12 protein-coding genes are annotated in these 12,259 nt (G+C 63.5%); 3 read left to right on the plus strand and 9 right to left on the minus strand.

Features of this window, described 5'->3' with window-relative positions; genetic code table 11:
• Nucleotides 1-578 precede the first annotated feature (578 nt).
• Nucleotides 579-1,484: a phytanoyl-CoA dioxygenase family protein gene (locus ACGLHS_RS28975; RefSeq protein WP_394485290.1), complete on the plus strand. Its 906-nt coding sequence runs from the start codon at nt 579-581 to the stop codon at nt 1,482-1,484.
• 27 nt (nt 1,485-1,511) lie between these two features.
• Here the strand turns inward: ACGLHS_RS28975 and ACGLHS_RS28980 are convergent, their stop codons facing one another.
• The 3 genes from ACGLHS_RS28980 to ACGLHS_RS28990 form a co-directional block, all read right to left on the minus strand.
• On the minus strand, nt 1,512-2,354 hold the full coding sequence (locus ACGLHS_RS28980) for a class I SAM-dependent methyltransferase (RefSeq protein ID WP_394485291.1): 843 nt from the start codon (nt 2,352-2,354) through the stop codon (nt 1,512-1,514).
• Between the two features lie 179 nt (nt 2,355-2,533).
• Nucleotides 2,534-2,944, minus strand: coding sequence for a RidA family protein (locus tag ACGLHS_RS28985; RefSeq protein ID WP_394485292.1), 411 nt, complete (start codon nt 2,942-2,944; stop codon nt 2,534-2,536).
• 21 nt (nt 2,945-2,965) lie between these two features.
• On the minus strand, nt 2,966-3,889 hold the full coding sequence (locus ACGLHS_RS28990) for an SDR family oxidoreductase (RefSeq protein WP_394485293.1): 924 nt from the start codon (nt 3,887-3,889) through the stop codon (nt 2,966-2,968).
• A gap of 55 nt (nt 3,890-3,944) precedes the next feature.
• Between ACGLHS_RS28990 and ACGLHS_RS28995 the strand changes: the two genes are divergently transcribed.
• Both ACGLHS_RS28995 and ACGLHS_RS29000 read left to right on the plus strand, forming a co-directional pair.
• Complete coding sequence (locus ACGLHS_RS28995) at nt 3,945-5,009, plus strand: CDP-6-deoxy-delta-3,4-glucoseen reductase (protein ID WP_394485294.1); 1,065 nt, start codon at nt 3,945-3,947, stop codon at nt 5,007-5,009.
• A 113-nt stretch (nt 5,010-5,122) separates the two neighbouring features.
• On the plus strand, nt 5,123-6,100 hold the full coding sequence (locus ACGLHS_RS29000) for a Bug family tripartite tricarboxylate transporter substrate binding protein (RefSeq protein WP_394485295.1): 978 nt from the start codon (nt 5,123-5,125) through the stop codon (nt 6,098-6,100).
• A 95-nt stretch (nt 6,101-6,195) separates the two neighbouring features.
• Here the strand turns inward: ACGLHS_RS29000 and ACGLHS_RS29005 are convergent, their stop codons facing one another.
• The 6 genes from ACGLHS_RS29005 to lolA all read right to left on the minus strand — a co-directional run bounded on the left by ACGLHS_RS29005 (nt 6,196) and on the right by lolA (nt 12,107).
• On the minus strand, nt 6,196-6,960 hold the full coding sequence (locus tag ACGLHS_RS29005) for an ABC transporter ATP-binding protein (RefSeq protein ID WP_093246165.1): 765 nt from the start codon (nt 6,958-6,960) through the stop codon (nt 6,196-6,198).
• A gap of 10 nt (nt 6,961-6,970) precedes the next feature.
• Nucleotides 6,971-7,744, minus strand: a complete 774-nt coding sequence (locus tag ACGLHS_RS29010) for an ABC transporter ATP-binding protein (RefSeq protein ID WP_093245848.1) — start codon at nt 7,742-7,744, stop codon at nt 6,971-6,973.
• Between the two features lie 17 nt (nt 7,745-7,761).
• Entirely contained in the window at nt 7,762-8,970 is a 1,209-nt protein-coding gene (locus tag ACGLHS_RS29015) for a branched-chain amino acid ABC transporter permease (protein WP_093245850.1), read from the minus strand.
• 13 nt (nt 8,971-8,983) lie between these two features.
• Complete coding sequence (locus ACGLHS_RS29020; protein WP_093245852.1) at nt 8,984-9,913, minus strand: branched-chain amino acid ABC transporter permease; 930 nt, start codon at nt 9,911-9,913, stop codon at nt 8,984-8,986.
• Between the two features lie 241 nt (nt 9,914-10,154).
• Entirely contained in the window at nt 10,155-11,444 is a 1,290-nt protein-coding gene (locus ACGLHS_RS29025) for a replication-associated recombination protein A (protein WP_093245853.1), read from the minus strand.
• Nucleotides 11,445-11,474: 30 nt separating this feature from the next.
• Nucleotides 11,475-12,107: an outer membrane lipoprotein chaperone LolA gene (gene lolA / locus ACGLHS_RS29030; RefSeq protein WP_394485296.1), complete on the minus strand. Its 633-nt coding sequence runs from the start codon at nt 12,105-12,107 to the stop codon at nt 11,475-11,477.
• Between the last annotated feature and the right edge of the window lie 152 nt (nt 12,108-12,259).

A 12,259-nucleotide genomic window follows, 5' to 3' on the forward strand; every position in this document is an offset into this window, starting at 1 on the left:
TTCATCCCAGATCATTTCCGGTGAATTTAGACAGCGCCAACGGGTCCGAGCATGCATCTTCGCCCTGGCCTTTGGCTTCTCGGGACGATGAGCCGTGGCCCGATAGTGCCCAAAGAATGAGAAGGAGCCGAATAGAGCTTTGCTTGGAGCCGGTCAGGCCGGTGCCATAGGAGACAGGCCAACAGGCAACACTTGCGGGCAATGAGCTGCAGTATTTCGACGAGTCGTAGACTGGCCACTCCAGTTGCATGGACGGTATGTCGTCGGCGCACAGAAGATATGTATGCACCCGTGGTGCTTCTTTAGCCCAAGTTCAAGCGCAACATCAATAAGCCAGTGCCGCTCAGCATGCCAAGCGGTTTAACCCAACGGTCACCGCCGAGCGCCTCGAATACGCGTTTTGACCAAGCAAAAAAACCGATTTGCGGGGCATACTCTGCCCCGTCGCCAATATCAAATCAGCCATGCAAATAGAGAACGCTGTCAAGTCCCAGGTCCGCCCGTGGTTTATGGACGAATCGAAAATTCCGACAAAGCTCGCGTCCCTTGACGCTGACATTCGGCCACATGCTCAGAGCATGATCGACAACGGCTTCGCCATCATCCGAGGCGGCATCAGCAAAGAGCGATGCGAGCAGTTGATTGCGCGCTTCCGGCTCTTCGCTGGCGCGAATCCCGACAAGTTCCAGAAGTTCTTGGACAAGGACGGGCACTACCCCCGGATCGTCAATCTCCACGTGGCGATGCCGGAACTGTTCGAGTTGTTCGCCTCCAATCGGCTCGCCTACCGTGTACAGCAGGCGCTATGGGGTGCGACACCTTGCCTGTATACGTCACTTTTCTACGAGCGTGGCTCTGCTCAGCCGCCACACCGGGATACCCCGCTCTTCGCCACACGTCCGGAGTACTTCTATTTCGGCGTCTGGACTGCCTTGGAAGACGCGACCCCTGCGAACGGGGCACTTCAGGTATATCGAGGCGGCCACAAGCTTCCCGAACTTGATCGGGAAGATATTGCGATGCGGCTATTTGGCTCGCTGGACAACATTCCATCGATGTCCAACGATCTCTGGATGGACTATCAAGGTCAGGTGGATCAGCAGTGCAAGGATGCCGGGCTCGAGCTGGAATCCCTCTACGTCAACGCTGGCGACACGATCATCTGGCATCCGCAGTTGCCGCATGGTGGCGGCCCCATTGCAGACATGACGAAGAGCCGCTTCAGCCTGGTCATGCACACGACACCCATCGGCGCCCCCGTCTACCATCAAGATAGGTTTTTCAACCCGAGCGGCGACGCTCCGATTGATGCTCCATGGCAGTACGAGCAAGCGGCAGGCGCGTACCGAGTGATCCACGACCGGGTCGACTTCGACCACAAGGAATCGTTCGCGGTTGCGGACTTCAACATCCCGCCGGCCGAGATCAGGGTTGGCGAAGCAGCCAACAAGCCTACCTCGCTCTGGCGCCGGCTGTTCAGCTGATTGCCATGCGGCCTGCGGGCTTCAACTTCAGTTCGCTCGCATGGCCTTGAAGATGATGGGCCACATGTTGTAGTCGTCGTAGGGATTGCCGTCACGCAGGATCCCTTGATCTGGGTTGAACGCCAAACCCAGCTCTGCGACGGCGAATCCTGCTCGGCGTAGATCATCCAACAGCTCGAGTCCGGGCTCTGCAAAAACCAACGCGCCATTCGGGTCCATTGGGTTCCCGTGATATGCAGGCTCCAAGATGTGCCGGAGCTTCCCGTTTTCGACAACGGCACGCACGTTGTGCTTGCGAAAATTGAACACGGGGCAGGTGAACAGGAGCGTTCCTCCTGGCTCGAGCACTCGATGGCATTCACGCAGCGCTACATGCATGTCCGGCACGTGCTCCAGCACGTCGCCGTGGAAAACATAGCGAAATGTGCGATCAGAGTACGACAGGTTGAGCATGTTCTCGTGTCGCACATCGATCCCGTGTGCCTGACGAATCTCACCAGGGGCCACGTCGTCGCCAAAGTACTCGCAGCCTTCGACGAAGGGATAGCGCTCCTGCATGCGGCCGAACAGCGGCGTAACCCGCTCGAACATCAGAAACCGCCCGGATGGTGGGTATTTCTCGACGGCACTCATGATCATGCGCATCCGCGAATTGAGGCCACACTCACAAAAAAGTGCCTCGCGAAGATTCGTCCATCCTCCATCCGGCGTTTCGACCAAGTGCATGTTCGTCTCGCGCTGACAGGAGGGACACCAGCCCCGCATCTTTTTCTCGCGATAGGCGGTTTCTTGGGCGACCTGCGCTTGACCACGCAACTCGCTAAATCTTTGCATAACACCGTCTACCGAGGTGAACCATTCGATCTGCATGTGAGGCGTTTTGTAATGATGTTAAAAGGTGCCAGTATGGCAGCAGTCCAGATTGCGAATTCCCGTTCGCGCGCAAGAAACGAGAAGCCCGCAAAAAGGCGTGCGGGCTCGATCCCGGCCCCGCACCATATCTTCTTCTGCGCCCAAGGCGACAGTCGCTCTGTTCGCATCCATCGGCATCAGGCTTTCAGAGCCGCCACGGCTCGTATCTCCACCAGCAACGAAGCCCGCGCCAGCGCGGCCACACCCAGGATCGTCCAGGCCGGATAGTCCTGCTGGATGTAGCGATCTTTCACTTCGCGAAAGCCGGCCAGTTGGCTGTCGATGTTCACGTGGTACGTGACGATCTCCACGAGGTCGCGAAACCCCAGCCCTTCGGCCTCGAGCACCACACCCAGCCGCCTGAAGGCCCAGTCCGCCTGCTCTGCAGCCGTCTCGGGCACGCTGCCATCTGGCCGAACGCCGATCTGCCCCGCCACGAACAGCAAGCCGCCAGCCTTGACGCCCGCGGAGTATTTGAAAGCGTCAAAGACGGCCGTCGACCCGAATTCGGGATGGCCGTCAGGGACACGGGTGATGCGCTCGCTCATTGGCTGCCTCGTCTCTCTTCGTCAAATCAGGCCGGTGTGCACGGTCGGGTGCGCCAGCCGCACGCGCAGCTCCTTCTTGAGCCGTGCGTTGTCGAGCCGGCGCGATTCCCCCATGAAGCTCAGCAGTTGCAGGGGCAACTGCCGCTCGGCCTCATCGCGGGCCACGCGCGGCGGGCGCTGCAGGCCGTACAGATCGGCGGCCAAGTCCATGTAGTCGCCCATGCGCAGCTCGGTGTCGTCCGACGCATGCACGATGCGCTGCGGCCGGCCTCGGAACAACGCGGCCTCGCAGGCATGCGCCAGATCGTCGGCATGGATATGGCTGGTGTAGACATCGTCCTCGCGCCGCAGCACGGGCGTGCCGCGCTGCAGGCGCCCGCGCGGCGTGCCGTTCTCGCGATCCGGCGCGTAGATGCCAGGAATGCGCAGGATGCTCGCGCGCACGCCGGCGCTGCGGCCGAGCCAACGCACGGCACGTTCGGCGTCGACGCGCCGGTGGGAACGCGGCGTATCGGGCCGCACGGCGCGTGTTTCGCTCACGCGCGCGCCGCCGCAGTCGCCATACACGCCACTGGTCGAGCCGTACACGAAAACGGCCGGCGCCGAACGCAAACGCAACGCACGCGCCAGTGCCGTGGTGCGCTGGTCGCGCCACCAGGCGGTGCCGCCGTCTCGTGCGGGCGGCGCCAGGTGCAGCACGCGCGTGGCGATGCCGGCCAGGCGGCGCAGCGTCTTCGCGTCATCCAGATTGCCCACCAGCGGCAGGATTCCTGCTGCGCGCAAGGCGGCCACCCGGTCGGTCGACGAAGTGAGCGCCACCAGTTGCATGCGCCCCCGCAGATCGCGCGCGACGCGCTGGCCCACGTCGCCGCAACCGACGATCAGGAGGCGCTCGCGCCGGAACCTCGCCGGCAGCGCGCCGGAGGGACTATTGATTGAAGGCAAAATCCCGTTTCCTTTCTCTTTCAGACCCAGGCTGAAAACAAGCCGAAGAATACCGATGACTGCTGCAGCACCGCATGAAGCGGGCTTTTCCATCACCGTCGAGCCCAGCGGGCGCCATTTCGTGGTGCAGGGCGACGAGACCATCCTCGCGGCCGGCATCCGGCAAGGCATCGGCCTGCCCTATGGCTGCAAGGACGGCGCCTGCGGCTCCTGCAAGTGCAAGAAGCTCTCGGGCGAGGTCGTCCTCGGCCCGCATCAAAGCAAGGCCCTGAGCGCCGAGGAACAGCTCGCGGGCTTCGTGCTGACCTGCTGCGCCCATGCCAAGAGCGACGTGGTCCTCGAATCGCGCCAGGTGACCGAGGCCGGGGCACTCCCGATCCGCAAGATGCCGGTGCGGGTGCAGGCCCTCACCCGCCAGTCGCACGACGTGATCATGCTGCGCCTGCAACTCCCTGCAGGCGAACCGCTGCAGTTCCATGCGGGCCAGTATGTGGAGTTCATCCTGCGCGACGGTGCGCGCCGCAGCTACTCGATGGCCAATGCGCCACACACGCTGAGCCAGCCGGGCACGGGCATCGAGCTGCACCTGCGGCATCTGCCCGGTGGCAAGTTCACCGACCATGTGTTCGGCGCCATGAAGGAAAAGGAAATCCTGCGCATCGAAGGCCCCTTCGGCAGCTTCTTCCTGCGCGAGGACTCCGACAAGCCGCTGATCCTGCTGGCTTCGGGCACGGGCTTCGCGCCGATCAAGGCGCTGCTGGAGCACATGAAATTCAAGGCCATCGAACGGCCTGCCACGCTCTACTGGGGCGGCCGCCGGCCCGAAGACCTCTATATGGACGCATGGGTGCGCGACCAGTTGGCCGAGATGCCGAACCTGCGCTACGTGCCGGTGATTTCGAACGCCACGCCCGAAGACAACTGGACGGGCCGCACCGGCTTCGTTCACCAGGCTGTGCTGGAAGACTTTGCGGACCTCTCGGGCCATCAGGTCTATGCCTGCGGCGCGCCCATCGTGGTCGACTCGGCCAAGCGCGACTACGTGGCGCTGGCGGGCCTGCCCGAAGAAGAGTTCTTTGCCGACGCATTCACCACGGAGGCCGACAAGGCCATCCCCTGACCGACGACGCGCACGTCGCGCCGCAACACCTGACAAGGGACAACACCGACGGCCCGCAGAGGCCTGCTCCGCAGTGTTCCTGCGCCCATGAGATGTTGAGATCCGAGAAAAAAATGAAAACGCGACACTTCCTCCTGACCCTGCTTGCCAGCGCCACCACCCTGCTGGGTGCCGGCCCGGCCAATGCCCAGCAGCAACGCCCGATCCGCCTTGTGGTTCCGTACGCAGCGGGCGGCCCGATCGACAACACGGCACGCATCCTGGCCGAACGCGTCAAGGACACGCTGGGCCCGGTCATCATCGACAACAAGCCGGGTGCGGGCGGCAACATCGGCGCCGACGCCGTGGCGAAGGCGCCCGCCGACGGCCTGACGATCGGCATCGCGGCCACCGCCACCAATGCGGTCAACCCGTGGCTGTACAACAAGATCCCGTTCAACGCCGCGACCGACTTCGCGCCGATCACGCAGATGGTCCGCGTGCCCAACGTGCTGGTGATGAACGCCGACACCGCCAGGCGCCTGAACATCAACACCGTGGCCGACCTGATCCGCTACGCCAAGGCCAACCCCGCCAAGCTCAACTACGGCAGCGGCGGCAACGGCAGTGCCGGCCATCTGGCGGGCGAGTTGTTCAAGAAGGAGGCCGGCATCTTCGCGGTGCACATTCCGTACAACGGCGGCAGCCCGGCGCAGCTGGCACTGATTTCCGGGCAGGTCGATTTCAACTTCGACAACCTGGCGACCGCGGCGCCGAACATCCGCTCGGGCAAGCTGAAAGCGATTGCGGTGACGACCTTGCAGCGCAGCAGTTCGCTGCCCGAGGTGCCACCCGTGGCCGACACGCTCAAGGGCTTCTCGATCGACACCTGGTGGGGCCTGGTGGCGCCGGCGGGCACGCCGCACGACGTGATCGTCAAGCTCAATCAGGCCTTTGTCGCCGCGCTGAATGCGCCGGAAACGAAGACCCGCTTCGCCTCGCTGCTCGCCGAGCCCGTGGGCAGTTCTCCCGAACAGTTCGGCGCCTTCATGAAGAGCGAACTGGCCAAGTACGAGAAGGTCGTGAAGGCAACGGGCGCAAAGGTCGACTGATAACTGACAGAGAGGCCGCCGCACGGCGGCCTTGAAGCTCACTGCCGAACGATGGCGGTGGCGCTCAGTGAAAGGCCGCGCGGCCCTTCATTCGCTTACTCCCCGAGGTACGCAGCACGCACGCGCGGGTCGCGCAGCAGTTCCTTGGCGTCACCGTTCATGGTGATGAGGCCCGACTCCATCACATAGCCACGATCGGCCAGTTGCAGTGCGCGGTTGGCGTTCTGCTCCACCAGCAGGATCGTGACGCCTTGCGAGGCCACGGTCTGCACCACTTCGAAGATCTTGTCGCACATGATCGGCGACAAGCCCATCGTGGGCTCGTCGAGCAGCAGCACCTTGGGGCGCGCCATCAGCGCACGGCCCATGGCCAGCATCTGCTGTTCGCCGCCCGACATGGTGCCGGCCAGCTGATCCTTGCGCTCGCGCAGGCGCGGGAAGGTGACGAACACGCGCTCCATGTCGCTGGCAATGGCCGCCTTGTCCTTGCGGATGTAAGCACCGATCTGCAGGTTCTCGGTGATGGTCATGCGCGTGAACACGCCACGGCCTTCCGGCACCATCACGAGCCCCTCTTCCACCAGGTCCCAGGCGCCGCGCCCCTTGATGCTGCGGCCCAAAAATTCGATGTGGCCCGCGCCCGCAGGCAGCGTGCCGGTGATGGCCTTCATGGTGGTCGTCTTGCCGGCGCCATTGGAGCCGATCAGCGACACCAGCTCGCCTTCGCGAACCTCGAAGTCCACGCCCTTGACGGCCTGGATGCCGCCGTAACCCACCTTCAGGCCGTTGACCTTCAGCAGCGTCTTGCCGGTGGCCTTGGCCTGCGCGGCCGTGGCCAGGGTTTCTGCTTCGCTCGTCATCGTCGTCATCTCAATGTCCTCCGGTGCCGAGGTAAGCCTCGATCACCTTCTCGTTCTTCTGCACGTCGACCGGGGTGCCTTCGGCAATCTGCTTGCCGTAGTCCAGCACGGTGACGCGATCGCACAGGCCCATGATGAGCTTGACGTCGTGTTCGATGATCAGGATCGTGCGGTCGTCCTTGCGGATGCGGTCGATCAGCTCGCGCAGCAGGACCTTCTCGGTCGAGTTCATGCCGGCGGCAGGCTCGTCGAGCGCAATGAGTTGCGGGTCGGTGGCTAGCGCGCGGGCGATCTCCAGGCGGCGCTGGTCGCCGTACGACAGCGTGCGGGCCTTGTAGTCGGCAAACTTGCCGATGCCCACGTAGTCGAGCAGCTCTTGCGCGCGCTTGGCGATGGCGGCCTCTTCGGCCTTGAAGCTTCCGGTGCGCAGCATGGCGCCGAACACGCCCGATTTCGTGCGGATGTGGCGGCCGACCATCACGTTCTCCAGCGCCGTCATTTCAGCGAAGAGGCGGATGTTCTGGAAGGTGCGCGCAATGCCGGCCTTGGCCACTTCGTGCACGGCCGTCGGCTGGTAGGGTTTGCCGGCCAGCTCGAAGGTGCCGCTGTCGGGCGTGTAGAGCCCTGTGATCACGTTGAAGAAGGTCGTCTTGCCCGCGCCATTGGGGCCAATGAGTCCGTAGACCTGGCCGCGCTTGATGGTGATGCCCACGTCCGAGAGGGCCTGCAGCCCGCCGAAGCGTTTGGAGATACCGCGAACGTCGAGGATGGTGTCTGTCGTCATGTCTGTGTCTCCTGCGCTCACGGATTGATGGACATGGGACGCGAAGCCGGGCCCGGTAATTCATCGGCCGGCGTGTCGATGCCCGGCGCATGGGTTTGCAGCGAGCCCGGTGCCACGGCCGCATGGGCAGGATCGACGGGCACGCCGCCCTTCTTGGTCAGCGTCTTGCCATGCTCCGGCGAAGGCCAGAGGCCGCGCGGACGCAGCAGCATGATGATGATCATGGCCAGCGCAATGAAGAGCTGGCGAAGGATCGATGCATCGAGGCGGCCGTCGGTCATCGACTGCAGCGGGCCGGCCACGTAGCGCAGCACTTCGGGCAACGCAGCCAGCAGCACGGCACCGAGGATGACGCCGGGCAAGTGCCCGATGCCGCCGAGCACGACCATCGCGACGATCATCACCGACTCCATCAGGCTGAAGGACTCGGGCGACACGAAGCCCTGGAAGGCCGCGAACATCGCGCCCGACACGCCACCGAAGCTGGCGCCCATGCCGAAGGCCAGCAGCTTCATGTTGCGGGTGTTGATGCCCATGGCCTTGGCGGCGATCTCGTCTTCGCGGATCGCCATCCAGGCGCGGCCGATGCGCGAGATCTGCAGGCGGTGCGAAATGATCACCGTGGCAACCACCAGCGCAAGGAACAGGTAGTAGTAGAGCGACACCGACGAGATCGAGAAGCCATCGAACTTCCAGGCCTTGCCGAGGTCGAGGCCCCAGAACTTGATGGAGTCGATCGCGGTGATGCCCTTCGGACCGTTGGTGATGTTCACCGGCTGGTCGAGGTTGTTCAGGAACACGCGGATGATTTCGCCGAAGCCGAGCGTGACGATGGCGAGGTAGTCGCCGCGCAGCTTGAGCGTGGGCGCGCCGAGCAGCACGCCAAGGCAACCGGCCACCACCAGCGCCAGCGGCACCACGATCAGCAGCGAGGTGTGCATGCCGTTCGGGAACATCTGCGCGAACCACGGGAAGGTCTCGGTCAGGTGCGACGAGCCCATCAGCGCGAAGAGATAGGCGCCCACCGCGAAGAAGGCAACGTAGCCCAGGTCGAGCAGGCCGGCGTAGCCGACCACGATGTTCAGGCCCAGTGCGAGCAGCACGTAGAGCAATGCGATGTCGGCGATGCGCACCCAGGCGTTGCCCTGCATCTGCAGCAGCAGCGGCAGTGCAAGCACGGCGATGGCGCCGATGATGTAAAGAGCGAGGTTCTTGCTGTTCTTCATGATGCGTCGCTCCTCAGGCACGGTCCGCCACGCGCTCGCCGAGCAGGCCCGAGGGCCGCAGCGTGAGCATGACGATCAGCACGATGAACGCGAAGATGTCGCTGTAGTTGCTGCCCAGCACACCACCCGTGAGGGTGCCGATGTAGCCGGAGCCGATGGCTTCGATGAGGCCCAGCAGGATGCCGCCGACCACCGCACCCGCGAGGTTGCCGATGCCGCCGAACACCGCCGCGGTGAAGGCCTTCAGGCCAGGCAGGAAGCCCATCGCGTGCTGTGCGATGCCGTAGTTGGAGGCGTACATCACACCGGCGATGGCCGCGAGGATGGCGCCGATGATGAAGGTGGCCGAGATGACCATGTCGGGGCGAATGCCCATGAGCGCCGCAACGCGCGGGTTCTCGGCGGTGGCGCGCATCGCGCGGCCGAGCTTGGTGTAGTTGACCACCCACATCAGCACCACGAGCGAGAACGCCGTGACGCTGAGAATCATGACCTGCGTGGGAGAGATGACTGCGCCGCCCAGGTGGATCGGGTCGGTCGGCAAGAGGTTGGGGTAAGCCTTGTTGGTCGGCTTCCAGATGATCATTGCCAGCGTCTGCAGCAGGATCGACATGCCGATGGCGGTGATGAGCGGAGCAAGCTTGGGGCTGTTGCGCAGCGGCCTGTAGGCCACTTTCTCGATCACGAAATTGAGGGTTGCCGCGACGATGCAGGCAATGATCAGCGCGATGAAGAGGATCAGCCAGCCGGGCGTTCCGGGCATTGCGTCCTGCATGAGTCCGATGATGGTCCAACTGGTGAGTGCCCCCACCATCAGCACTTCCCCGTGCGCAAAGTTGATCAGATTGATGATGCCGTACACCATGGTGTAGCCCAAGGCTATCAAGGCATACATGCTGCCCAGGACCAGACCGTTGATGATCTGCTGCAGCAATATTTCCATAACGCGATTCCCTATGTGTTGCACCGATGCGGGGTGCCATTCACCCACCGAGGCACCGGTTTGGCGCCCTTGGCTTGACAAGCAAAAAACCAGCCAACATGTGTCGCTGGCGGATTTGTGGGCGGGATTGTAGTCACGCACCAGCGCTGATTTGGTGCGTGTTGACCGGGGTTTACCCGCTCACCTCATGCTGTATGCGCGTGAGGTCATGCGCTGCCTGAGCGCATGTTGCAAGACAGTATCAGTCGTCTCGCTCGGCGTTCAGGCGGCGCAGTTCGCGCAGCTTTTCTCCGATGCGGATCTCGAGTCCGCGCTCGACCGGTTCATAGAAAACCTGGCCTTCCAACCCCTCGGGAAGGTAACGCTCGCCGGCAGCGAAACCGCCCTCTTCGTCGTGCGCATAGCGGTAACCCTTACCGTAGTCGAGCTCCTTCATGAGCTTGGTCGGCGCGTTGCGCAGGTGCATCGGCACCGGGCGGGTGCTGTCCTTCTTGATGAGGGCGCGCACTTCGTTGTAGGCCTTGTAGACCGCGTTCGACTTGGGCGCGATCGCAAGGTAGACCACGCATTCGGCCAGTGCCAGTTCGCCTTCGGGCGTGCCCAGGCGTTCGTAGACCTCGGCCGCATCGAGCGCCAGCCGCAGCGCACGCGGATCGGCCAGGCCGATGTCTTCGCTCGCCATGCGCACCAGCCGGCGTGCCATGTAGCGCGGATCGGCACCGCCATCGAGCATGCGCACGAACCAGTAGAGCGCGGCATCCGGGTCGCTGCCACGCACCGACTTGTGCAGCGCGCTGATGGTGTCGTAGAACTGCTCGCCGCCCTTGTCATAGCGGCGCATGCGCTCGCCGAGCACACGCAGGAGCCATTCGTCGGTGATGTGGCCCAGCTTCTCGGCACGGGCCGCAATGGCCAGTGTCTCCAGCGTGTTGAGCAGCCGGCGCGCATCGCCGTCTGCATAGGCAACCAGGCGGCCGACCGCCGCATCGTCGATGGCCGGCACGGCCTGTATCGCCTGGGCGCGCATGACGATCTGCTTGAGGTCGTCTTCGTTGAGCGACTGCAGCACATAGACAGCCGCCCGCGACAACAGCGCCGAGTTGACCTCGAACGAAGGGTTCTCGGTGGTGGCGCCGATGAAGGTGAAAAGGCCCGACTCCACATGCGGCAGGAAGGCATCCTGCTGGCTCTTGTTGAAGCGGTGCACTTCATCGACGAAGACGATGGTGCGCTGCTGCTCCAAACCATCGCGCGCCGCTGTTGCACGCTCCACGGCTTCGCGGATGTCCTTCACGCCGCCGAGCACGGCGCTGATGCTCAGGAACTGCGCATCGAAGGCATCGGCCATGAGCCGCGCGATGGTGGTCTTGCCGGTGCCCGGAGGCCCCCAGAGAATGCACGAGTGCGGCTGGCCCGACTCGAAGGCAATGCGCAGGGACATGCCCGGCCCCAGCAGATGCTGCTGGCCAATCACTTCGCCCAGCGTCTTCGGACGCAGGCGCTCGGCGAGGGGTTGGTGCGCGGTGGCCAAGCCTGCTGTACTTCTCTTGTTTCTGGTTTCTTATTGCTTGACGACATCCGCGCCGGCAGGCGCCTTGAAGTCGAACACGCTCGCGGGCAGCGACGGATTCACCTCGACCTTGCTGAACTTCAGCACCGAGCGCTGGCCGAAGCTGTCGAGAATTTCAAGCGCCGCCAGGGCGTCGCCCTGAAAACCGACCTGCACGCTTTGCAGCTGGCCATCCTTGTTCTTCGGTGTGGCCTTGATCCACTGCAGGCCATCGCGCTCGGGCGCGGCTTCCAGCACGAAATCGGCCTGCAACGCACGCAGATCGGGCGCGGCGGCAATCAATGCCGCGGGGGTCGAACCCAACGCCTGGGCCTGGGCCCGCTGCGTGACCTGGTTCAGGTCGGCGTCGTAGAGCCACAGCGTCTTGCCGTCGGCCACGATGGTTTGCGCAAAGGGCTTCTGGTAGTCGAACTTGAATTTGCCGGGGCGCTGGAATTCGAAGGTGCCGGTCGATGTCTTGACGCGGCCCGGTTGCCCTTCGCGCGCGGGCGCCGTCACGGTCTGGGTGAAATCGGCGCGGCCCGATTTGACCGTCTTCACGAAGGTCTCGAGGCTTTCAAGCCCGCCGGCCCAAGCGTTGGCGGAACAAAGAAGGCCGATCAATAGCCAATGACGCAATTTCAATTTGAATTCCTCGGAAAAGCTGTGATGCCTGGCATCGACCCTACACGCAGCCAATTGAGGCCGGTGCAGGTCTTCATGAAGATTTGCGACGCCTCTTGCGTGTTTTTGCAAATTGCTTTTCAGCAAGTAACCTGAATACCGATAACCCGCCT

The organism is Variovorax sp. VaC1, assembly GCF_043658315.1.
Taxonomy (GTDB): domain Bacteria; phylum Pseudomonadota; class Gammaproteobacteria; order Burkholderiales; family Burkholderiaceae_C; genus Variovorax.

What these genes read in the sequence shown, in the direction of transcription:
- ACGLHS_RS28975 (WP_394485290.1), top strand. Translation starts at nt 579, where the DNA reads ATGATCGACAACGGCTTCGCCATCATCCGAGGCGGCATCAGCAAAGAG.
- ACGLHS_RS28980 (WP_394485291.1), bottom strand. Translation starts at nt 2,354, where the DNA reads ATGCAGATCGAATGGTTCACCTCGGTAGACGGTGTTATGCAAAGATTT.
- ACGLHS_RS28985 (WP_394485292.1), bottom strand. Translation starts at nt 2,944, where the DNA reads ATGAGCGAGCGCATCACCCGTGTCCCTGACGGCCATCCCGAATTCGGG.
- ACGLHS_RS28995 (WP_394485294.1), top strand. Translation starts at nt 3,945, where the DNA reads ATGACTGCTGCAGCACCGCATGAAGCGGGCTTTTCCATCACCGTCGAG.
- ACGLHS_RS29000 (WP_394485295.1), top strand. Translation starts at nt 5,123, where the DNA reads ATGAAAACGCGACACTTCCTCCTGACCCTGCTTGCCAGCGCCACCACC.
- ACGLHS_RS29005 (WP_093246165.1), bottom strand. Translation starts at nt 6,960, where the DNA reads ATGACGAGCGAAGCAGAAACCCTGGCCACGGCCGCGCAGGCCAAGGCC.
- ACGLHS_RS29010 (WP_093245848.1), bottom strand. Translation starts at nt 7,744, where the DNA reads ATGACGACAGACACCATCCTCGACGTTCGCGGTATCTCCAAACGCTTC.
- ACGLHS_RS29015 (WP_093245850.1), bottom strand. Translation starts at nt 8,970, where the DNA reads ATGAAGAACAGCAAGAACCTCGCTCTTTACATCATCGGCGCCATCGCC.
- ACGLHS_RS29020 (WP_093245852.1), bottom strand. Translation starts at nt 9,913, where the DNA reads ATGGAAATATTGCTGCAGCAGATCATCAACGGTCTGGTCCTGGGCAGC.